Here is a 22000-nt window from a genome sequence, read left to right as displayed (position 1 = left end):
CTACCCTCGCCAGTGAGCCAGCGCCATGCTCCACGTGTTGTTCAGCGTTTACCTGAAGATGCTGGTGCTTTACAGCCCGTTCTTCGTGTTGTCGTGCTTCATTACTCTGACCCGTGGCTACTCGCGCAAGGAACAACGGCGCCTGGCCTGGAAAGTCGCCGCCGCCACGCTGATTTCCAGCGTCTTGCTGTACCTGTTCGGGCGAGTGATTTTCGATGTCTTCGGCATTACCGTGGATGCGTTCCGCATCGGCGCCGGCAGCGTGCTGTTTATCTCGGCACTGGGCATGGCACAGGGTAAATCGGCGGTGCAGGCCGATAATGTCCAGCAAGACGTGACAATCGTGCCGCTGACCATTCCGATCACCGTCGGCCCCGGCACCATCGGTGCCTTGCTGGTGATGGGCGTGAGCCAGCCGCACTGGGACGACAAGCTCACGGCAATTCTGAGTATTGTGCTGGCCAGTTTCACCGTCGGCGTGGTGCTGTACCTGTCGAACCGGATCGAGAGAATTCTCGGCGATCAGGGTCTGCAGATCGTCAGCCGTTTGATGGGCCTGTTTGTCTGTGCGCTGGCCGCGCAAATCATCTTCACCGGGGTCAAAGGCTACCTGGTGCCATAAGCCCCGAACGTCGAGGTGTGTCGTCACGCGACAGGTCAGTGCTTTTCGCTGAACAACGGGCCGATCTCGATCGAGGGTGGATGTAACTCAGCCGCCAGCCACTCCCGCGTGTCGGCTCTGAATTCGTCGTATAAAGCCTGATTGAAACGGGCCGAATAACCACGGCGAATGACGTTGCCGACGGGCGTGTGCCGCGCAGCCCCACTCTCCCAATAACACGGGTCAATTTTGCTTTGCGTGTCGAATGACACGGACACCATGCCGAGAAAACCACCCGCCTCGACCACCCCGGCCATTGCCCTGAACCGCACGCTCCCGGCCTCTGCGGACAAGCAATGACACTTGAGGCTTTGCATCAGCACCGCATCGCTGGAGGCTGACGCCAGCCTGCGCAAAGCCGCCGAGATCAACAGCCCCTGCCCGGAAGGCAAATGGGTTTCAGCCAACTCGAGCATTTCGTCCTGGCCTGAAATAGTCGACTCCGGCCCCAAAAGGGCTAGATCAGTCTGCTGCTCGGCGAAAAAACTCCAGCCACAGGCCGACAGGATCCCCGAGTAGATGTCGAACCACCGTGAATCCTGCACGCCCTGCGGCACATCTTCGTCAGCCGCCAGCCGGGCAAATGCCAACGTGTCCAGCACATCCTGTTTGATCGTCGACGGCAAGGCGCTGGATACCACCAGAAGCACGCCCGCATTGACATAAACCGAGTAGTTCATCTATTTGCTCCGATAACTGCCGGCGATAGTGCCGGCAGCCTGTCTCTACGGATTACTTGGTTTTACGGCGCTGGAAGCGTTTGCTCAGTGCGGCCTTGAAGTGCTCGCCCAGGTACTCTTCAAGATCGCCTTTCAAGTCTGCATAACGCAACGGATTGAAAGTAATGTAGGCACTGCCGCGAAAGATGCTGCGATTGGTTGTTTTCCAGTTGAAAAACAACGGCGAAGTTTCATTCCCGCCGCCCACACTGTCGATCGACGACAGCGACGTCAGGATAATTCCATTCTTTAGTTGATCGCACGGCATTACCGCAAGCCGAACACCTTTATCCTTGGTCACTTCACGGTTCAGCAGATTGATAGCTTCCGGCTCTTTCTTCAAGGCATCCAGGGTCGAGTCGGTAATTGCCGAGAGCACTGTTGCCCCCGGAATGGCCGCTTTGGCTGCCGCGATGCCGGCCTTGACAATATCAACCACAATATTATCCATGGTCAGTTGCTGGGTGCTTTTCTTGTATACCGAATAACCGGAGTCGGCCACGAAGCAGCCGGCATCTTCCATGCATTGTACAAAGGCGCGGTACCACGCTTCAGGCTCGTTCCCAGGAACTTCAAAGTTGGCTTCAAGCTTGGAGAACTTGATGATGTTTTCGATGATCGCCATGTTCTCCAGAGAGATATTGTCACCGTAACCCACCAGGGTATTGGCCAATACGATAGCGTCCAGATCCTTGGTCGGGCTGTTTGAATCCACGGCGCCGAACGCCTGCACACGGGCGCTACGGAAAACTTCCACAGGCAGCGACTGGCGTTTGCCAATACGTGCCTTGACCAGTGCGTTGCTTTCTTTACACGAAATCTTGCATTCCATAAAAACTCAAACTCCTTTTGATTAATAACGCATCGAAGTGACAGCGTAAAACGAAACTAACCCATCAAACAAAAACCAACAACATCACGTTAATTCACAATGTTATTAACCACCCTAGAACGCCAACACAACCAACAAATAATTTCTCACAACAACTTCAAGCCAGAGCCAGTAATACTTGCCAATATCAACCACGACAAACAGCCACCACACCGAACAGAATCTAATCCTTAAGAGAAAACAATGAACAACGAAACACCAACGGGCATCCTCGAAAACCACAACTTGATCTCGCTCATCGGAAGCCTGCCGATAGAAGATTATGACTATCTGACGGATTGCACTCGCATCGTAACAATGCTCTCCGAAAGAAGTACCAGTCGTTTTGGCGATTCTCTGGAGTGGGCTCAAGAGTACTATTCCAACCTGCAATATTTTGGATGGAAAGCCTTGGACGGGGGGCGATATACAGAGACCCAACAACACAATATCTCCGGGACCATCGCCGATCATTTGGTGCAAAATATTGAATTATTCAATGGCCGCCCTCAGGGAAACGCGATGATTGATACCTTAGACGCATTGAGTTCGGACGAGACGGCCCTGGTTTCATTCGATAAAGAGAGTTCCATGGGGCGGCGCTTTCAAGTGGCCCCCACTCATTATGATTCCAAAGGAAATCTTCATCTGGCGGTCTTCCAACTCGAACTGATCAGCAAAGTGAAGCAAAGCAAGTTTCTATTCTGGAAGTGGGAGGAGACCTCGACGACCCTCCTTCAACGCAAGGCTTTTTTTGTTCTTGATCGAAATATCCTTGATGAACAAAAAATGCGTCTATTTGAAGTTTTACGCAAAAAACTGACTGCACAGCGCTTTGCCTTGCGCAAGAAACGCTCATAAACCGGCCAGGAAAACCCGGTTTGGCGGCGCTGGCCAAACCGGGGCACGCACAATGGCGTCATTTTCAATCGATCAAGGCATCCAGGTCGGCAGGCGCCACCTCGACCGAATTGGTCGCACGCCCCACCAGTTCTTCCAGCGACACGCCTGTTGCGGCGGCCCCCAAATCAGCGATCGCCGCGACCAGCGCAGACACAAGCAGCGAGCGATAGCCGGCAAACGCCAGGACAACCTCGCCACGCAAGCTGACATCAGCTGCGCAGGCTTCCCGGATGATCACCGCGTGGCCACTGTCCGGTTCGATCAGCACCAGATGTTCGCCAACGATGCTCAGCAGCAACTTGCCGGGATCATCCAGCTCCCAGATCAACTTGCCGGGAATCGCTGGCTTACCGGCCAAGGCCGGTCGGCAATCGAGCACCAGCGAATCCAGCCTCAGCCAGGCTCCCCGCGACAGTCGATACGTCACGGCGCCCTGCCCCAGGCGCAATACCAGGGTTTTGACATCGTCGGGAAGCAAAGGCAAAACATCGCCGATCAACTGCTCACCCTCCAGCGTCATCACGTCAGTGTCACGTCGAGCATAAGGCAGTGGCCCGATTCGGGTTTCGCCCGGAAAGGCTTGAACCACACCCCGCGCCGGGTCATGGAGCATCAGTGCATGGCCTTGCTGCCGCGTCCCAAGCAAAGCACTGGAAGGCTGCACCAACGCACGATCAACCCCGAGCAATTGCCCGCTGGCGGCGACGTACCATTGGACTTTCTGCGGCGTGTCGACGGACAGGAAATCCACGTGTCGATGGGAGTTCGCCAGTGCCGCAAGGTCAGCCAGCAACCTGTCTTCATGCGTCGAAACCCATTGGCTTTCGACGCCGGTCAGCAACGCGGGCTGGTCCTGCTGCAAGGTCATAATCAGACCTTGCGCGGTAACGCCTCTAAGCTCTGCACCCTTGGCCGTCACATCGACAAAAGGCCAATCCGCCCACCGCCGTTGGGGTGCCGGCAGCCTGTCAGCCTGTAACAGCCGAGTCCCCTGACCGAACGCTGCTGACAGTCGATCAGCCGCGATGAAACCCTGGCGATAGATGACACCGCTATCAACCTCGAACAACCAGGCGGCCTGCCGGTCCGGCGTAACCCCGAGCAGACGAACATGAGCACCCGGCCCCAGGTCGGCGAGCAACAAACGATCGTCGACGTACCAGGCACACAACTTTGCATCACCGGCGGCGTTGCTCAATCCCAGCAGCGCAAAACGGGTAACGGGGTGTTTCGCCGCGACCTCTGCCAAGTGCGCCCACCACTCAGGGCGCTGTTTGAACCACGATTCGGCCAGGCCACTGAGCGCCAGCTGACCATCATTCGTCACGTCGAAGCACAGCCCGTTCTCACTCAGCGCCACGTAACCGTGGTCTGTGGCCAGAATGTTTTGCAATCCGTCGACCCAGATATTTTCCTGCGACCAGTGTGCCCCCGCTTGCGCGCTCTGATTGCGCTGCAAGCGCAACAGGCGTTTGTGCAGTTTGTCGTAGACGACGAACAAATCCTGCTGACCGCCTGACGGCACCAGCAACGACAGGTCCTGCATATTTTTGATCGAGTCGGCCCAACCGCGAGCATGGTGCCGACGCGCCGGCGGACGAATGATCAGACGATCCTCATGACGCACCCACGCCATATCGCGCTGGGTCGAATCGATCGCCCAGCAGACCGAGACGATCGGCGCCGGCTGCCAATTGACGACGACAGCGGTTGCGGTGTGTTCGCGCTCGCGCAATGTGTAGAACTCACCGAACACCAGCGACCAGTCGGACAACGTCGGTGTCGCACTGAAAAGCGCCTGCAATGCACTGTCCGGCCCGCGTACCAATGAAGTCAGATACACCTCGCCATCGCGGATCAGGTAGCTCAGCACATCTGCAGCCTGACCGGCGCGAGGTATCTCCTGCGTCACCTGTACGGCGCCACCGGCAACAGGCTCGCAGCGAGTGATGCGGCTGCCCGTGACGCTCGCCAGCAGGCGGTAGTGATGGCTGATCAGACCGGTGACGACATCGACCTGCCAGACCAGGAAACTGTCGGGTTGGTAAAAGAACGCATCCTGGCCCATGACCATACCCAACTGGGCCTCATCGGCTGACGGCAGGTCTTCATCGCGAATGTAGATGAAGCGATCCTCTCGGGCGTCGTAGAACGCCGTCGTGTCGCGCGGTTGGCCAGGGTCTTCGAAGGGCACCCGATAGTTATGCACCGGCGTATAGGGCAACGCCAGGCGATGCTCATGGGCGAGTTTCTTGAAGTGCGCATGCAGCGTGCGCGGATCCATCATGCCCGGCTGCAGATCTGCTGAAACCAGCAGCAGCGTCTGCTGCGTGAAGTCGATACGCAGGACCTGATCGGCCAGTTTGAGGCTGACCTCATGCAGATTGACGTCGTCGAAGCACAGGCTCATCTCACCGATATCCAGCCGGTCGCCGGACAAGCTGAGATCAGCTTGCGTCGCCCAGCTCGCCAGCAATGTCCAGCGTGTGGTGGCCAGATGAGTGCCGGTGAATTCCAGGCTGACCCCGGGATTGAGCAGCAAGGTGCACGGCGCTCCGCGACCGGCAATGTCGTAACTGATCAAGCCGTGCCAGTTTTTCGGCAACACCGGCACCACCAGCGTTCGTTCGACAGTGTCCAGCCGCACTTCAATCGATGAGGGTTTGTAGACCGGCGCCATGTCTGCGACCAGGTACTCACTGGGAAACGAGTAGAACGAAAACAGAAACCTGCGCTTGCCATCGGCCCCGGGTTTCTCCAGGCGACGCGCCAGCTCGAAGCCTTCGGTGTGTAATTCATTGGCGAACGGAAAGGCTTTGTAGCCGTAGCCATACCAGGTTTTCGGCGTACAGGGCAGGACGATCAAGTCGCCTGCCTGCGGCGAAAAAGCCAACGTCTGCGGCAACTCCAGGCCTTGGCGAATATCCACACTACGGGTGAAATCAACCTCGTAGTCCGGAACCCCGAAATGATCACGCAGCGGAAACAGTTGAGGGCTGCCCAGACGTAGCTGGCCGGTCAGCAGGTCAACGGACTCGACCACCAGCGAGGCGTGGGCCGACCACGCCTTGCTCTGCGGATCCAGACGATAACCGCCCTGCCGAACGGCTTTATCGAACTCGTAAAAGAACAACCCGACTTGCCTGGCCCGTTCAAAAATACCGGCGAATCCTTCAACCAATGCGCCGACACCGATGGCCAGTCCGCCCAGAATCACCCCGGCGCCGCCGAGCACCGCCGCCGCCGTGCCTGCGCCGGCGGCTGCCGCGATCAGTCCGGAACCGGTGACCAGCAAACTGGCGGAGTCAAACGCCAGTTGGGTGCCGAAGCGCGCCTTCTCGGCATCACTGCCCGCCTCGCTCAACTGATAGATATCAAACCCGACGTTGGCCAGCCCCAATACTGCGCCAACGCCTTCGCCGGCGACGTGCCCAAGGGCTTCGCCGATCACCGATGTACTGGTCTGGGCGATGAGTTTTTCCTGCGCCAGCGCCTGACGCACCAATTGGATGACACCGGCGATATCCACCACGTTGCCGTGCAGCAACTGCGCGTAGTTGATGTAGGCGTGCAAACGCACCGCCATGGTCAGCTCCCGCGTATCACCCTCGCGCGAACGCAGTGCATGCATCAATGCCTGAATGGTAAACCCGGCGTTGAGGGTGTGGACGCTGCCGGCTTCGGTCGGATCCGGCGGACTGCCAGCGGACACAGGCTGTCGGGCGAGACTGGCAAAACGCTCGCTCAAGAACTGTTTGATGCGCAAGAACCCATGATCGCGGGTGGTGACTTTCACCCACTGCTGCGGATCCTCGAGGTTGACCAGGCTGAGGTGATAGTCACCCGTCGGCGTCACTTCCAGCGAATCAAACACCGGCGCAAAGCTTGCTGTCAGTTGGTTGTCGATTTGCAGTCGGCGGGTGGCCTGCTCGATCTGTTGTGCCCACCAGTGACCGTCCAGATCACGCAGGCTGTTGCCCAGATTGATGTTGTTCACCAGCGACTGCCCGCGCGCACTGGTCAGGCGCTGGCGCCCGGGCAACAGCGGCCTTTCGCGCAGTGCTCCCGGCGCCAGCAGTTCGTTCACCTGCAACCCCGACGGCACGACGAGCGCCCCGACGCGTTCAGCATTCAGCTCGATCAGATCAAATGTCGGTGCGGACAATTCGCCGAACGTGGCGTAGTGACGAGCCATTTCATGCTCAATGAAAAAGCGTTCCAGCGCCTCGCGAAACGGCTGCGCCTGGGCAAATTCGAAGACGCCAAAGTTGGGATCGTAAAAGTGATAGGCGCTGCCCTCGCCAGTCCGCGTTTTAGCGACCAGCATGGCGTGATTGTCAGAGTTGAGCATGATCGTGCGAGTAGCATCCGCGTCCTCCAGCAGGCCCACCACCTGCTCCAGCGTTGAACGCTCAAGGGCGCTGCCAGAATCAGCCAGGCTTTCATCGCGCAATTCTTCAAGTACTTGCAAAAACGCCATCGAGTCGCGATCAGAAGGCTCGATTACGCCCAGGTAGAAACGCTCGCGCAGGGTGTTCATGGCGTCAGCGCCCTGATGCAGGGCAGCCGCCATCACCAGTGCCAGCGGGTAGCAGCGGCCACCGATGGTGTCGCCCGCTCCTTCCAGCAACAGATCCTGAGGCACCAGTTTGGTGTCGGCACCGTGGAAGCTGTCGAGCACATCACTCAGGCGCTCGACGATACGGTCGCGAAACTCGAGCTTCGCCACCTGCTGGATGCGCGCGACATGTTCCCCCCACTGACTCAGTGTCAGTGGTTGCTCCAGCGCATACTTCTTCAACGTCAATGCCGTTTCATCGTGGGCCGGAAGCGAGGCCGGCGGGCGTTTCAGCCCGGCGAGAAACGCCGGTGCCTGACGCTTGAACAGCTCACGTTCGATGACCGCATAACGATTTGAGATGCCCAGCTCCGAAACACCGTTGGCGAGGTTATCGAGTTCCACGACAAGCGCTTCAAAGCTGTGTTTGTCCAGGCTCGGCGCACCCAGCAACGAGCCGAGCAACAGGCGCTGGCAAGGACTGAGTTGCTCTAGCCCGAACGTGCCCTTGGCGTATCGCTGCAGGAATTCATCCAGTGGCAGATCGCGGGTCTCTGCGGTAGCGCCTGAAGCAGGGGCGAAAACGTTGGTCTTCTGCGCGACAATGGCCTGACGCTGATCAAAACCCAGCGGCACCAGACGGGCAAAGCCCACGGTGCCGGTGAAGCCTTCACGCATCGCCCGCAAGAAAGGTTCGCCAAGCCCTTCGGCGAGGTTCTGAAGGATATCGGTTGCCAGCACATAACGACCTTCGATGACGGGCCAGCCTTCATCGAATTCGATGCTCTGGCGTTTGAGCAGCTCAGCGACATCGCCGACATAGCGGGCCTTGAATACGCCTTCCTGCGATTTTTTATGTTCACTCAAACGCCACTGTTCGAAGTCAGAAAACTTCTCGTGCCAGCTGTGATCCTGCTCTTCTTCAGTGAAGTAGTTGAACCCGTCCTGCAACTTCGCCTGCTTGCTGAACACCGCTGCAGCGCGGGGCGTGAAATGGGCTGCTTCGTAGACTGACATCCCCGTGCGCATTACGCCCGGCCCGGTCAAATGAATGGTGCCTTTAGCATTGGGTGTCACCCCTTCGCCAAAGTAACCGAGGAAATCTTGTATTCGAGCCAGAAGGTAGTGCTGAATTTCACGAGGTAGCTCATTAAATCCCGGTGCGCCAACGATCACATCAGTAGCAATCCGAATTTGGGTGTCAACGTCGAGCGCAGGTACTCGCTGCTCAATCAATGCATCTCTGTACTGATCCATCAACTCGTACATGAATCGCACACGCGATGTAACAGCCTCCAAACTCGCCGCGCCTGCGTGAGCGATCAAAAAAGCATTGGTCAAAGCGGAATTATCAACGTAAGCAGCCCGCAATGCGTCGGGAATGGCTACACGAGGTTCGGGGGCGGCAAACACGTCCTTCAACAAAGGGCCGCTGGCAGCAAACGCCTCAATTTCAGGTAATAACTCCGCCGGAATATCCTCTGCATAACTGTTGTAGCGGTCGCGTAAAGCCTGACGACCGGGCATAAAATGCGGGTTACGATCAAGGATCAATTGCAGTACCGCCAGCGCGGGCTTAGCTCCCGGGATCATATCGACGTGAACTTCGCCCAGCATCTTCTTGAACGGCGGCAAGTAATCTACATCGCTGTAAGTTCCGCCTTCATTGAATAACACCTGGTAGCGTAGAACATCGCCCGCCGCCGCCAGATTGCCACGCATGTTCAATTCACGTTCATAGATATCCACAAGCGGGAATGAATAGTCCTTCTCACGCACATCAACTAACCGCAATAAATCCTGGTTCATGGCCTGCAGTGTCACCAGGTTCTTCTGCCGCAGCTCACGTAGCCTTGTTTCGTCCTGACCGTAAGCACGTACCAGCAAGTCTATTCGCGCTTCATCGGCGCCAGATTTTCCCGCCTGCACATGCCCGAACAGTTGTAGTTTCAAAACTTCCAGACGCGCTTCGTAGAGATCGGCCAAATCATATCCCGAGGAAACGCTTGCGCCTCCGGCCGCCATGGCATCAGCCTTTGCCGCTTCCACCACAATCCGATTGGTTTCATGAACCAGCAGTGCATCACTGTCGTACCAAAGCTTGAAGGCATAGCCTTCGGGGCCCAGCACCTGCGTCCAGACATTGATGTAATCACGCTGGATATCGCCGATGCCGCCGCCAAGCCAGACAAAGTGCTGCAACTTCACCACTTCCCTGGCCGAGGCATTCAGTTGCTCGACGCTGTTGGCCAGGCGAGTGGCGTATTCATCGATTCTGTTGCTGATAACCGTCAACTCCGCATCAGCCTTGGTTTCTTCCGCTACAGGAGCAGCGGGCTCTGTTGAACGTCGACGGCGACCACCAGGAGAATCAGTCAACGAGGCAAGCGCCTGCTGTAACAATCTCAACGGCTCAAGTAATTCAGAGGCCGTATCTGCCGCAACGCAGCCGGCGTAATAACGCAAGATCGCGTCATGCTGCTTACTGCTTTTATAGGCCGACAATGCATCTTCCAGCGTTTGCAGTTTAAAAAGTTCTACAAATTCAACATAGCCGTTCGCCGGCGAGACTTCTGACTCACTCATACACTAAAACCCCTTTTATCAACCATTGACTTGAAGTAACACAAGGCCGCTTTGACCTTTTGAACAAGGAAAAACTATTCCTCCCCGCCAACGCGATCAAGCCACAAGGAATTCAATTGTTTTCAGGAACACGGCTACATGTCGAATCAATAAACAGCGGCATGGAAATACAATAAACAATATGAATTTCAAACCAGCACGCAAATAGCGCTCACAGCGTAAAACAACAAAAACATTACTTACATCTGCAATCAGTCGGAAACAACTTCAATCAAGGCAGTAAATAAACTGACAACCCAATGTAAAAAAACCTGCACCCGCCAGCTGGCTTTACGTCGGCATTCAGGAAGATGCCTACAGCGATAAGCGAATAAATACCTGAGCGAGGCTGACGCAGGAAGGGATAGGCGGCCCAGCGCGGGCCGCATGATTTCAGGAGGCGGGTTTTTCACCGTACCAGCGTGGGGTGTAAACCCAGCTGCTACCGTCGGCACGCGGGAACGTGCAGGTGGTGGACGAACCGATCAGCACCATCGTGCGCATGTCCACCTGATCCGGGGTCAGCGCCCCCAGCGTCGTGGCGCGCAGTGTCTGCCCTGGGCGGCCGATGTCGCGCCCCAGTACCACCGGGGTTTGCGCTGTGCGGTGCTGGCCGACGATTTCCAGCGCGCGGCCCAACTGCCACGGCCGAGCCTTAGAGATCGGGTTGTAGAAGGCCAAGGCCAGATCCGCCTCCGCAGCCAGGTCCAGACGTTTCTCGATGATCGACCACGGCTTGAGGTTGTCCGACAGCGACATCACACAGAAGTCGTGGCCAAGCGGCGCACCGGCCTGTGCGGCGGTGGCCAGCGAAGCGGAAACGCCGGGAAGAATTTCCAGATCGACGCTGTGCCAGGCCGGATCATCCGACTCGTGCAGCGCTTCGAGCACCGCCGCCGCCATGGCGAATACGCCCGGATCACCCGACGACACCACGATCACCGAACGGCCCTCGGCCGCCAGCCTGAAGGCGTGGCGGGCGCGCTGCATTTCTTCGCGGTTGTCGGTGCAATGTTGCACCTGCTCATCGCGGAACGGGCCGGCCATGCGTACGTAGGTTTCATAACCGAGCACGTCGGTGCAGCGCGCCAGTTCGGCTTTGACCGCCGGCACCATCAGTTCGGCAGCGCCGGGGCCGAGGCCAATGACGGCGAGACGCCCGCGTCGACGACCGATCGTTGCAACGTCCAGCGGTTGCTCGGCAATTGCGACGGCAAGGTTGTCGGCAGTGACGATCTTCGCGTCAGATACGGCAACGGCTGCCAATGCGACAAGGTCACTTTGCGCGGCGACAAACCGCAGCGGTACGCCGAGTTCAAGCGCCGCCTCGTGCAAGTTCATCGAGGCCATTTCAGTGTCGGCGGCCAGCAGGCAGGCGAGCGATGGCAGCGCAATGTTCGCGTGCAGCAACGCCGCGCGAACGGCTTCCGGCAGATCCCCAACGTCGGCACTGATCGCCACCGCCACACTGCGCGGATAGATCAGCAATTCATTGGCGCTCGCTTGACGCGCGGCACTGCCCACATGAATCGAACGCTGCGCCTGTGGATCTTCCGGCAACTGCGCCTGATCCAGCCACGGCGCCGCGCCTTCGATACGCACGCTGTGCCCGGCCAACAGATCCGATACAAAGCGCTTGCCCGACTCCAGGTCCGCCAGCGCATAACCGCTGGGCGGGTTGAGCAGGCACGTGCCAAAGCGCAATTCGCCGCTGGTGGTGATGGCGGCGGCGACTTGCAACGCCGCCGCGATTTCCCGCGCCATGACATTCACCCCGCCGAGGCCGCCGAGCAGCGGCACCACCGCGCTGCCATCTTCAGCCACGGCGAGCACGGCAGGTTCGGCGCCCTTCTCCAGCAACAGCGGCGCCAGTGTGCGGATGACAATGCCCGCAGCGCACAGGGCAATGATTGGCGTGTTGTGCTGATACAGGTCGCGCAAGGTCGCGCCGAATTCCTGATAACTGCAATCGGCACCTTCAACGCGCCCGGCGAGGCCGTGAATCTGCGCCGCCGGATAGACCTGCTGAATGCGACGGGCCGTGGCCAGGCTGGCCTGACCGAGAATGACGATCGCGGGTATTGAGTGAGTCATCAGCCCTGCCACCGTTCGCCCGGCACGATAATCAGCGAGAAGTACGGCGAGGACATCGGCTCCACCTGATCCATCGGCACGATCTTCTGATTGGCCATGGTCGCGCGCTCGACATACAGCGCGCGCTCGGCCAGACCAAGTTCTTCCAGCACCTGACGCACTTTCGGGAAGTTGCGGCCCAGCTTCATGATCACGGCGGCGTCAGCATCGGCGAGACGTCGCTTCAATTCTTCATGGGGCAATACGCCGGAAAGCACCGACAGGCTTTGATTGCGATACACCAACGGCGCGCCCAGCACCGAAGCGCCACCGAGCATCGAGCAAACGCCCGGCACCACTTGCGCTTCATAGCGCGTGGCGAGGCGATCGTGCAGGTACATATAGGAGCCGTAGAAGAACGGATCACCTTCGCAAATCACCGCGACATCGCGACCGGCATCGAGATGCGCGGCGACGGTTTCGGCGGCTTCATCGTAGAAGTCGCTGATGACTTGTTCGTAAGAAAGCGGCGCCGGCAATGCTTCGGTAGTCACCGGATACACCAGCGGCAGCAGGTTCTGCGCTTCTTGCAGGTGCGCTTCGATGATGCCGAACGCGTTGCCTTTTTTGCCCTTGGCGACGAAGTACGCCACCACCGGCGATTCGCGCAGCAAGCGCAGCGCCTTGACGGTAATCAGTTCCGGATCACCGGGGCCGACGCCCAGGCCAATCAAACGTCCTTTAGCCTGCATCATTCGATCTCCGTGGCGAGGGCATTGACGGCCGCGGCGGCCATGGCGCTGCCACCGAGGCGGCCTTGCATGATCACGAACGGCACGCCACGGCTGTCGGCGGCCAGTGCCGCTTTCGATTCGGCAGCGCCAACGAAGCCGACCGGGAAGCCCAGAATCAGCGCTGGTTTTGGTGCGCCGGCATCGAGCATTTCCAGCAGATAGAACAGCGCGGTCGGCGCGTTGCCGATCACCACAACACTGCCTTCAAGGTGCGGACGCCACAGTTCCAGCGCAGCGGCGGAACGAGTGTTACCCAGCTCGCGCGCCAGCTCCGGCACGCTGTCGTCGCGCAAGGTGCAGATCACTTCGTTGTTGGCCGGCAGGCGCGCGCGGGTCACGCCTTCGGAGACCATCCGCGCATCACACAGAATCGGCGCACCGGCGGCCAGCGCCTCGCGCCCGGCCTTGCCCGCGCCTTCGGAAAACTGCAGACCGTCGATGGCCTCGACCATGCCGCAGGCGTGAATCACCCGCACCGCGAGTTTTTCCAGATCGGCCGGGATTCGCGCGAGGTTGGCTTCGCTGCGAATGATCGCGAAGGAGTTGCGATAGATCTCCTGACCGTCGCGGATGTAATCAAGCATCAAGGGGGCTCCGGGAGCGGGCGTCGAGCAGGGTCGCGGCCGCTTCAATAGTAAGGTTGCGTGCGTGCAACGCGCCAAAACCGGGCAGCGTTGCATCGCGAAAATAGAGGTCGTAATGACCGGGGCTGACCGCCAGCAACGTCACCGGCGTACGGTGCGCGGCGGCGCAGGAGCGCGAGCAACCGGACAGGTGCACGCTGAGCGCCGAGGGCAGCAGCGTCGCCAGATGGCGGGCGTCCTGTTTGGTGTCGGCGAGGCCTTTGCCGCAGCCGTTGGAACCGGTGCAGGCAATCAGGCGCGACAGCGGTTGGCTCGGCTCGGTCAGCAGGTTGAGTTGCTTGAGGCCTTGCAGCACCTCGGCGGCGTCAGTGATTTTGACATCGGGCAGCAACAGGCTTTGCCACGGGGTGAAACGCAGGTGGCCGTTGCCGAACTGGCGAGCCAGTTGTGCGACACCGCGCAGCATTGTCGGATCGAGTCGACCGAGCGCTGGTACGGCGCCGATGTACACCAAATCCGAGGTGTTTTGCGGATGAACGCCGATGTGCAGATTGTCCGCTGCCGGCGGGCGCTGCCAATCGCTGACGGCTTGCAGGGTGACCCGCTGAGCGAGTTTTTCGAGAAACTGCGCAGGCGTCATTTCGCTGAGCAAATGGCGCATCCGCGTTTGCTCAGGTCGCGCCAGTTCAAGGAACAATTCGAGCACCGCGACCACCAGCGCATGGCCGTTGTGCAGTGCCACCGCACCAAGCGCACGATCCGTCGGGCAACCGGCCAGACCGAATGCCAGCAATGTCTCGCCGTCCCTTTTGAAGGCCGACAACCACAGGTCATGCGGGTGTTCGAGCATCGCCAAGGCTTCAGCGCCGTCCAGTTGCACGGCGAACTTGGCGCTCAACTCATGAAAGCGCGGATGGTTTTGCAAAGTGTCGAGGATCTGTTCGGCGAGCGGACGAGTGTCGAATTGCATCTGCTGGTCGACCCCGGCAGCCGGGCTGAGCATCAGGTTGCGCACGTCGTCGCCGGCGGCGGATCGCGGGCCTAGGCCAGCAGCCAACAAACTGTCGATCAATGCAGCGGACTGCGCGCCGATCCCGCGAATCTGCAGATTGGCGCGGTTGGTCGCCTCGATGGCGCCGCTGGCGAACTGTTGTGCCGCATCCGCCACCGCATCTGCCTGATCGGCACTGATCGAGCCACCGTTGAGTTTGATCCGACAGATCCCGCCATCCAATGCCTGAACGATACGCAGCAACCCCGGACAAGCCGAGGGGCGTATGGCAGTGGACATCGGGCGTTCGTTCAAGGGGCGAACCGGTTGCGAGGGAAAGGCGCGGTATTATGCCTGCTTTGTTCACCGGCATGAAAAGTCTGCCCGTCGGTTTTGCAAGACATATCCCTCGACGGGCATTGCCCTCGCAGGTATTTCAGGCCAACGCGATGATTTGCTCTTGGCGGCGCTCGCTCAGTAACGAGATAACCTTGGCCCGGGAAAAACCATAATCCTCGGGATCGATCAGCGCTTTGTAGCCTTCGACAAACACGCGGCCCTGGATACTTTTGTTATTGAAACGATGATAAAGCACATTATCGACGACGATTTCTGCAACTTCAAAAGACACGACCACAGTCGATACCGCGATCCCGGAAGAAACAACGCCCAACATAAATCTGATGCAATTCCCCTCTAACAAAACATGTGGCTGGATACTCTGATTAGCAACCTCAGCGGAGACTTGCTTCAACTGCAACTCGATCGCTGAAGCGCAGACGCGTGTGACCGTCGCGGGAATCCAGCTGTGCAGAAGTCTGGTTGCCAACTCCAACACGGTAAAGCTTTCAGGCAAAGGCGCCGAAAAATTTACGCCCGGGTTGTCGAGCAACAGGGCACCGGTGGCTCTCAATGCCATGTTATTAGCGTGGGCCCATGATTCAACGTCGCGGCCATCGGACACTTTATGGGCGGCGACTGTTTGAGCATACAGCAGCGCATCAAGGCTATCGGATCGGTCTGCTGCGGATAATTCGTCCGCCACCAGAATGACCGCGCCGGCGCAGACGAAAGTTTTAAATCCTGTGTTCATTTTCAGCTTCCTGGAAAGCCAGAGACTCGCATCTCTGGCTTTATTTAAACTCAGGCCTTTGTACCGAACTCATAGCTAAGCGCTTTTTCACGCTGCTCGGTCAGCGCTTTGACAATCAGCGGCTCGACCATCAAGTAATCCTCTTCATCCATGTGCATGGTGGCCGCGCCGTTATAGATTTCAACCGCCGAAGTAGCCCACTCGACAAACAACACTTTGGTCGGTTGCGCATTGGCGAGGTATTGCACGGCTGCAACGGCCAGGGTAATGCCACCGTCAGTATCTTCCAGGGCACTGGACATGCAGAAGTTGCCACCTTCGGCTTTCTTCGAGTTGTTTTCAAAAAGCTTCAATGCTTCAGGCTCGTTCTTCAGTGCATCCATGGTTGCATCGGCGACAGTCGACAGCACCTTCAATGCTGTCTGACCTTGGCCAATGGCTGCACCCACCGCCCCATGAATAATGGTCAAGGCAACATTGTCCATCGTGAGCTTTTGCGAAGAAGCACTGTAGCGATTATACGGCTGGCTGAAGGCGAACCATCCGGTCAACTTCATCAGTCGCATGAACTCGTTGTATCGTTGTTCTTTCTGGCTGGCCGCCGGAAATTTGAGCAGGGCCACCAGGTCGGCATACATGTACGTATTCTTGACGATACGCTTGCTGCGCTTGGACATGCTCGCATCAAAACCTGCGATACCCGACCCCATGATGGCGGCGTTAAGTTCATCCTTGTCAATCGGCAAGTTCGCAGCGGCCCGAACGGTGCGCGCATGCATTACTGGTTGTGCCGCGACAAATTCATTGCACTCCGTAATTAATGCAACACGTTGAGCAGCAGAAGTTACTTGATCTTTTACTTCAGTCATTACTATAGACTCCATGCAGTTATTTAAACGCCGTCTTGGCGTAAAACCAAATTAGCCCCGCGTTTAAAATTAATCAACTTCCGTTCCATTCAATTCATTTCAGCTGCCACGCCAACACAAAAAATCGTTCTATCTCCAGCCACCATTTAACGCGTCAGTTCAATTTCCGCCGTACGCATTTCAAGCACCGCTTCGCTTAATCGTGCGCGATACTCTTCCATCTGTCGCGGTTTGATTGCAAAGCGCCTGGACTGGATATCAAGTTGCGCACCGCTGTGCTGTACCGTCCAGAACAGATAATTTGAACTCCAGTCAGCTTGCAGAAAGCGCACGTTGCTAATCACGATCTCCAACTCTTTTTGCGCGTTGTATTGCGCTGGGGAAAAACGAAAGTCTGCCCATGCGCGCGCGCCATCGGATAACACATCGATTCCAGCCGGGCTAAACTCAAGTAATTGAAAGGTCTCTTTCATTGCGGCAATTTTTGATCGACTTATCAGCGTCGACACCGATTTTGCCCACTTGTCCAACACGTTTCCTGTAAAGTTTTTGTCGGCAACAATTACCGGTTCGTATTCCAACCCCCAGCCAACAGACCACAGAACGCCAGAGTAAAATTCGAACCATGCCGCAGGTTCATGTTTTCTGTTATGGCGTTGATCCGCTCTAAACTCCGCCCAGCGCATACTGTCTTTAATAAACCGTTGATCTATCTTGGCCACACCCGAGAGAAACGACAGTAAATTGCCTCCCATTACGACTGAAGCACCGCCATCAAGTAAAGCACTTGCAGCCCGTTGCATCTCACTCATATCTACACTCCTGTATATTTAAGGTGCCTTGCCTGGCACTCATTATCACTGCCTGTTCAGCTATAAACGGCAGCTCATCGCGCTGAGAATAACAACCTCAAATCAATTCCAATATAAGCAACTAAAACAATTAGTGTCCGCTCGCCAATTAACAGATTGAAAGCAGTCAGTTGGCAGCCATCGCGCTATCATGTCGCCGGATAATGGCAAGCACACGATTGAGGAAGGTATGGCCCCTTGGCTGACGGTTGTAGGCATCGCTGAAGATGGCTTTAAAGGCCTTGGTAAAAACGCCCGGCGCGCCCTGATGAACGCCTCGCGGATTATCGGTGGCCAGCGTCAGCTGGATTTGCTGCCGGTGTGCATTCGCGGCGAACGCCAGTTGTGGCCGAGCCCGTTTTCTCTCGCGCCGGTGCTTGAGCAGCGCGGCGAAGCGGTCTGTGTGTTGGCCAGTGGTGATCCGATGTTCTACGGCGTTGGCGCCAGCCTGGCGCGGCAGGTACCGAGCGATGAGATGCTGATTCTGCCCGCACCGTCGTCCTGCTCACTGGCGGCGGCAAGGCTGGGCTGGCCGTTGCAGGAGGTGAGCATTGTGTCGTTGGTGGCGCGGCCACTGGCAGCGCTCAATGCGCAGTTGTTCAGCGGCGTGCGGTTGCTGCTGTTGAGCAATGACGGACAGAGCCCGGCGGCGGTTGCGCAATTGCTGCGTGAACGCGGCTTTGGTTCGAGTCGCATGAGCGTGTTCGAACACTTGGGTGGCGATGCCGAGCAACGGATCGACGCCAGCGCCCACGACTGGAACCTTGCCTCGACTGCCGACCTCAACGTGATCGCCATCGAATGCCGCGCCGACGCCAACACGCCACGTTTGTCGCGCCTTGCCGGCCTGCCGGACTCGGCGTTCAAACATGACGGCCAACTGACCAAACGCGACGTGCGCGCCATCACCCTCGCCCGCCTCGCCCCGACGCCCGGCGAATTGCTCTGGGACGTCGGCGCCGGCAGCGGCTCGATCGGCATCGAATGGATGCGCGCACATCCGAGCTGCCGCGCGCTGGCCATCGAAGCCGATGACGGCCGTCAGCAATTGATCGAGCTCAACCGAAATGCGTTGGGCGTGCCCGGTTTGCAGTTGATTCGCGGCAAGGCTCCCCAAGCGCTGCAAGGTCTGGAGCGCCCGGATGCGATTTTCATCGGCGGCGGCGTCACCCGTGAAGGCGTGCTTGAAACGTGCTGGGAACAGCTCAAACCCGGCGGTCGGCTGATCGCCAATGCCGTGACCCTGCAAAGTGAAGTCACCCTGATGAGCTGGCGCGAACGCTTTGGTGGCGAACTGACGCGCATTCATGTCGCGCAAGCGCAGCCGCTGGGCGAGTTTGATACGTGGCGACAAGCGTTGCCGATCACGCTGCTTGATCTGGTCAAACCCCTCGATGCGTAAACGAATCCTGCTGCTCGGCGGCGTCACCGAAGCGCTGGCCATCGCCCGCACGCTGGGGCCGGAGCACATTTACAGCCTCGCCGGTGTCGGCCGTGTACCGACCGATCTGACCTGTCAGGTACGCGTCGGTGGTTACGGCGGTGCCGAAGGTCTGGCGCAGTTTATTCGCGCAGAAGGCATCGACCTGCTGCTCGACGCCACGCACCCGTACGCCGCGCAAATCAGCCAGAACGCCGCCACCGCCGCGCAACTGACCGGCATCCCCTGCTGGGCCCTGCGCCGCCCGGCGTGGCAGCCGCAAGCGGGCGATGACTGGCGCGAAGTCAGCGACTGGGCGGAGCTGATCAATGCCCTCAAACCCTTCCGCCGTCCGCTGTTTACCCTTGGCCGAGAACCGTTGCAGCACCTCGATGAAATCCCCGCCGAGCAATTCTGGACGCTGCGCGCCCTCGACGTTTATCCCGGCAACGAACGCTGCGAAGTCATCGGCGCGCGCGGGCCGTTTCTGATCGACGAAGAACGCGCCTTGTTCGAACGCCGGCAGATCGATGTGCTGATCAGCAAAAACAGCGGCAGCACTGCGACCGAGCCGAAACTGGAAGTGGCACGCGAGCGTGGGGTGCCGGTGCTGGTGTTGAAGCGGCCGGTGTTGCCGGGGGTTGATCGGGAGTTTGGGTCGGCGTCTGAAGTCCTCGCGGCCCTCACGACGCAAGACTTTTCCTAACTTTCAATTTTTCTGCGAATTTGCCTGCAATTTTTGAGGACGCAGCCGACTGTTCTTCACTACACCTTCCCCCCAATACTTCGGTTCCTTTAATCCCGACAAGCAGACAGCCAAGAAAAGCGGCTTGCCAGCTTGTATCCCAAGGAATACGATTCAGAATGATCGTCGTTGAACGAACCCGCCTTTTTTCCGAATGGCTCGACTCCTTGAAAGACATCATCGGTAAAGGCCGAATCATCTCCAGACTCAAGGCAGCTGAACATGGCAACTTTGGCGACTGCGGGTTTGTAGGTGATACCGTTTATGAAATGCGCGTTCATTACGGCCCTGGTTACAGGATGTACTTCACACGTAAAGGCGAAGTGGTTTATCTGCTGTTGATCGGGGGCGACAAATCGACACAAAAGAGAGATATCAAACGCGCCGTGCAGATGGCGCATAACATCGGAAATGAGGAGTGAATCATGACCGAAGAATTCGCCCGTTTTGACGCTGCCGAATACCTCAAAACTCCCGAGGACATGGCGGCATATCTAGACGCCTGTTTTGACGACGATGAAGGCGATGGCGTTCTGATCCGTGCAGCACTCAATGACATCGCCCGCGCTCAAGGCATGACGCAAGTGGCACGGGATGCAGGTTTGGGTCGCGAAAGTCTCTATAAAGCGCTGAGTAGCACTGGCAACCCTGAATTCGCAACTATCATGAAAGTCATGAAGGCACTCGGTATGAGGTTGCATGCCGTAGCGTCTTGAAAAACGCTGCGACACCAAACCGCACGACGCTTTTTTACTTATCGGCCCTGATCAGGCTAAATAGCCCGCGCCTGATCGCCCACCCAATGGATCTCTCCCATGAACCGACAACGGCTAGCATTTGCCTGGATCGCCTGCTTTGCAGTGCTGTTCAATATGCTCGCCATGCCGATGACGGGGGCGATGGCGCAGGCGGCCAATTCACCGGCCGAACAGTTGCTGTGGAGCAGTTTCTGCACCGGCAGCGGGACGAAGATGGTCGCGATCAACATCGGTTCCACCGAGCAGAAGGCGCCGGCCAACGACACGCATTCCAACATGCAGCATTGCTGGTGTTGCTCGGGTTCTGCGCCATTGGTGGCGTTGCCGGGCCATTCGCCGCAGCTGTATTTCGCCCGCTATGAAAGCAATCACAGCGTCGCGCCGCTCTCACTGCAAACCCCTACTCCGCGCCAGCAATGGCCGAGCCTCAATCCCCGCGCCTCTCCTCTGGTTTGATTTGTTCTCGCAATTGACCTGCGTTTCAAATCGTTCTGGAGAACTGCCATGTTGAACAAACTCATCGTCATCGCTGCGCTGTTGCTGCCCGCGTGCTTCGCCAATGCCCACGAATACAAGGCTGGCGAGATTGAAATCGCCCACCCGTGGTCGCAGGAGTTACCACCGAATGCGCCGACCGTAGCGGCGTATTTCGTGATTCACAACGGCGGCAAAGCGGCTGACCGCTTGCTCAGCGTCGACTCGCCGATCGCCCCCCAAGCGCAGTTGCATGAGCATGTGATGCAGGGCGATCTGATGAAGATGCAGCAGGTGCCGAGCGTGGAAATCCCTGCTGGCGGCAACGTGATATTTGCGCCGATGGCCTATCACGTGATGCTGCTCAACCCGACTGATCGCAGCCTGCTCACGGACGGCAAGCAATTCCCGCTGACGATGCATTTCGAGAAGGCCGGCGACGTCACCGTCGAAGTTTCGGTGCAGAAGAAGCCCCCGGAAACCACGCAGGCTCACGCGCACGCTCAGTAAGCCTTCCGGCAGATTCCGCCCATGCGCCCGCTGAGCGCCAGGCCCTCCGCGCCACGCCGTCAGACTGAACACCTGACTCGCGGCAGCTGGATCGCCCTGTTCGCCATGTTGATGATTTTCATCGGCCCACTGATTTCTCAGTCGATGCCGATGGATCAACACGCCTCGACCTCCCTGCCAATGAGCATGGACATGTCGATGGACATGCCGGGGATGGATCACTCCGGACATGACGCGAAACCCAGCGCCGAACATTGCCCGCCACAATCCTCGCACCACGTGCTGTGGGAAAAATGCGGCTATTGCAGCCTGCTGTTCAATTGCCCGGCACTGACCGGCGGCGGCGATTTCGTCGCCTTCAACATCCCGCCACTCAACACTTTCACTCCGCCCTCCCCGCGCCTGGGCCACGCCCGGCAAACCTTCTTCCCCGGCGCCCGCAGCCGCGCACCACCCATCGCAGCGTAAACACGCACCTTTGATTGCACACGGTTGAGAAGA

General features: G+C 58.1%; 19 protein-coding genes. 9 read left to right on the top strand and 10 right to left on the bottom strand.

The features are described 5' to 3' along the window. Positions 1-25 precede the first annotated feature (25 nt). Positions 26-622, top strand: coding sequence for a MarC family protein (locus KFS80_RS12355; protein WP_159813521.1), 597 nt, complete (start codon positions 26-28; stop codon positions 620-622). Between the two features lie 35 nt (positions 623-657). Here the strand turns inward: KFS80_RS12355 and KFS80_RS12350 are convergent, their stop codons facing one another. Then, positions 658-1341 carry a hypothetical protein gene (locus tag KFS80_RS12350; protein WP_212544952.1) on the bottom strand — a complete coding sequence of 228 codons (684 nt, stop codon included), beginning with the start codon at positions 1339-1341 and terminating at the stop codon, positions 658-660. 52 nt (positions 1342-1393) lie between these two features. Further along, positions 1394-2212, bottom strand: a complete 819-nt coding sequence (locus KFS80_RS12345) for a hypothetical protein (RefSeq protein ID WP_212544951.1) — start codon at positions 2210-2212, stop codon at positions 1394-1396. 243 nt (positions 2213-2455) lie between these two features. Between KFS80_RS12345 and KFS80_RS12340 the strand changes: the two genes are divergently transcribed. Beyond that, positions 2456-3112 carry a hypothetical protein gene (locus KFS80_RS12340; RefSeq protein ID WP_212544950.1) on the top strand — a complete coding sequence of 219 codons (657 nt, stop codon included), beginning with the start codon at positions 2456-2458 and terminating at the stop codon, positions 3110-3112. Between the two features lie 64 nt (positions 3113-3176). Here the strand turns inward: KFS80_RS12340 and KFS80_RS12335 are convergent, their stop codons facing one another. The 8 genes from KFS80_RS12335 to KFS80_RS12300 form a co-directional block, all read right to left on the bottom strand. Beyond that, positions 3177-10091 (bottom strand): TcdA/TcdB pore-forming domain-containing protein, encoded by a 6915-nt coding sequence (locus KFS80_RS12335; protein ID WP_246541811.1) that lies wholly within the window; start codon positions 10089-10091, stop codon positions 3177-3179. 639 nt (positions 10092-10730) lie between these two features. Then, on the bottom strand, positions 10731-12431 hold the full coding sequence (gene cobJ / locus KFS80_RS12330; RefSeq protein ID WP_212544948.1) for a precorrin-3B C(17)-methyltransferase: 1701 nt from the start codon (positions 12429-12431) through the stop codon (positions 10731-10733). Continuing rightward, entirely contained in the window at positions 12431-13165 is a 735-nt protein-coding gene (locus KFS80_RS12325) for a precorrin-2 C(20)-methyltransferase (protein ID WP_370872600.1), read from the bottom strand. Before KFS80_RS12325 ends, cobJ begins: the two co-directional genes overlap by 1 nt. Further along, positions 13162-13788, bottom strand: coding sequence for a precorrin-8X methylmutase (locus KFS80_RS12320; RefSeq protein WP_053116894.1), 627 nt, complete (start codon positions 13786-13788; stop codon positions 13162-13164). Before KFS80_RS12320 ends, KFS80_RS12325 begins: the two co-directional genes overlap by 4 nt. Further along, positions 13781-15079 carry a precorrin-3B synthase gene (cobG, locus tag KFS80_RS12315; protein WP_212544947.1) on the bottom strand — a complete coding sequence of 433 codons (1299 nt, stop codon included), beginning with the start codon at positions 15077-15079 and terminating at the stop codon, positions 13781-13783. The genes KFS80_RS12320 and cobG overlap by 8 nt, the downstream gene beginning before the upstream one ends. Before the next feature lie 136 nt (positions 15080-15215). Continuing rightward, complete coding sequence (locus KFS80_RS12310; protein WP_212544946.1) at positions 15216-15872, bottom strand: hypothetical protein; 657 nt, start codon at positions 15870-15872, stop codon at positions 15216-15218. Positions 15873-15922: 50 nt separating this feature from the next. After that, positions 15923-16741 carry a hypothetical protein gene (locus KFS80_RS12305; protein ID WP_212544945.1) on the bottom strand — a complete coding sequence of 273 codons (819 nt, stop codon included), beginning with the start codon at positions 16739-16741 and terminating at the stop codon, positions 15923-15925. 146 nt (positions 16742-16887) lie between these two features. Next, complete coding sequence (locus KFS80_RS12300) at positions 16888-17553, bottom strand: hypothetical protein (protein WP_212544944.1); 666 nt, start codon at positions 17551-17553, stop codon at positions 16888-16890. 229 nt (positions 17554-17782) lie between these two features. On the opposite strand from KFS80_RS12300, the gene cbiE reads away from it, so the two are divergent. The 7 genes from cbiE (at position 17783) to KFS80_RS12265 (ending at position 21967) form a co-directional block, all read left to right on the top strand. Continuing rightward, the gene (cbiE, locus tag KFS80_RS12295; protein ID WP_212544943.1) at positions 17783-18994 is read left to right on the top strand and encodes a precorrin-6y C5,15-methyltransferase (decarboxylating) subunit CbiE; all 1212 of its coding nucleotides are present in this window, start codon (positions 17783-17785) and stop codon (positions 18992-18994) included. Continuing rightward, positions 18987-19718 (top strand): cobalt-precorrin-6A reductase, encoded by a 732-nt coding sequence (locus KFS80_RS12290; RefSeq protein ID WP_212544942.1) that lies wholly within the window; start codon positions 18987-18989, stop codon positions 19716-19718. The genes cbiE and KFS80_RS12290 overlap by 8 nt, the downstream gene beginning before the upstream one ends. 158 nt (positions 19719-19876) lie before the next feature. Continuing rightward, a complete protein-coding gene (locus tag KFS80_RS12285) occupies positions 19877-20179 on the top strand; it encodes a type II toxin-antitoxin system RelE/ParE family toxin (RefSeq protein ID WP_053116890.1) in 303 nt (100 codons plus the stop codon). A 3-nt stretch (positions 20180-20182) separates the two neighbouring features. Continuing rightward, the gene (locus KFS80_RS12280; protein ID WP_053116889.1) at positions 20183-20473 is read left to right on the top strand and encodes an addiction module antidote protein; all 291 of its coding nucleotides are present in this window, start codon (positions 20183-20185) and stop codon (positions 20471-20473) included. Between the two features lie 99 nt (positions 20474-20572). Beyond that, entirely contained in the window at positions 20573-20971 is a 399-nt protein-coding gene (locus KFS80_RS12275) for a DUF2946 domain-containing protein (protein ID WP_212544941.1), read from the top strand. Positions 20972-21019: 48 nt separating this feature from the next. Beyond that, positions 21020-21499, top strand: a complete 480-nt coding sequence (locus KFS80_RS12270) for a copper chaperone PCu(A)C (protein ID WP_212544940.1) — start codon at positions 21020-21022, stop codon at positions 21497-21499. Between the two features lie 21 nt (positions 21500-21520). After that, entirely contained in the window at positions 21521-21967 is a 447-nt protein-coding gene (locus KFS80_RS12265; protein ID WP_212544939.1) for a DUF2946 domain-containing protein, read from the top strand. The last annotated feature ends 33 nt before the right edge of the window (positions 21968-22000 follow it).

Origin of the sequence: Pseudomonas rustica (assembly GCF_018336155.1) — a bacterium.
GTDB lineage: Bacteria > Pseudomonadota > Gammaproteobacteria > Pseudomonadales > Pseudomonadaceae > Aquipseudomonas > Aquipseudomonas rustica.
This window is presented reverse-complemented; position numbering and strand designations above follow the sequence as displayed.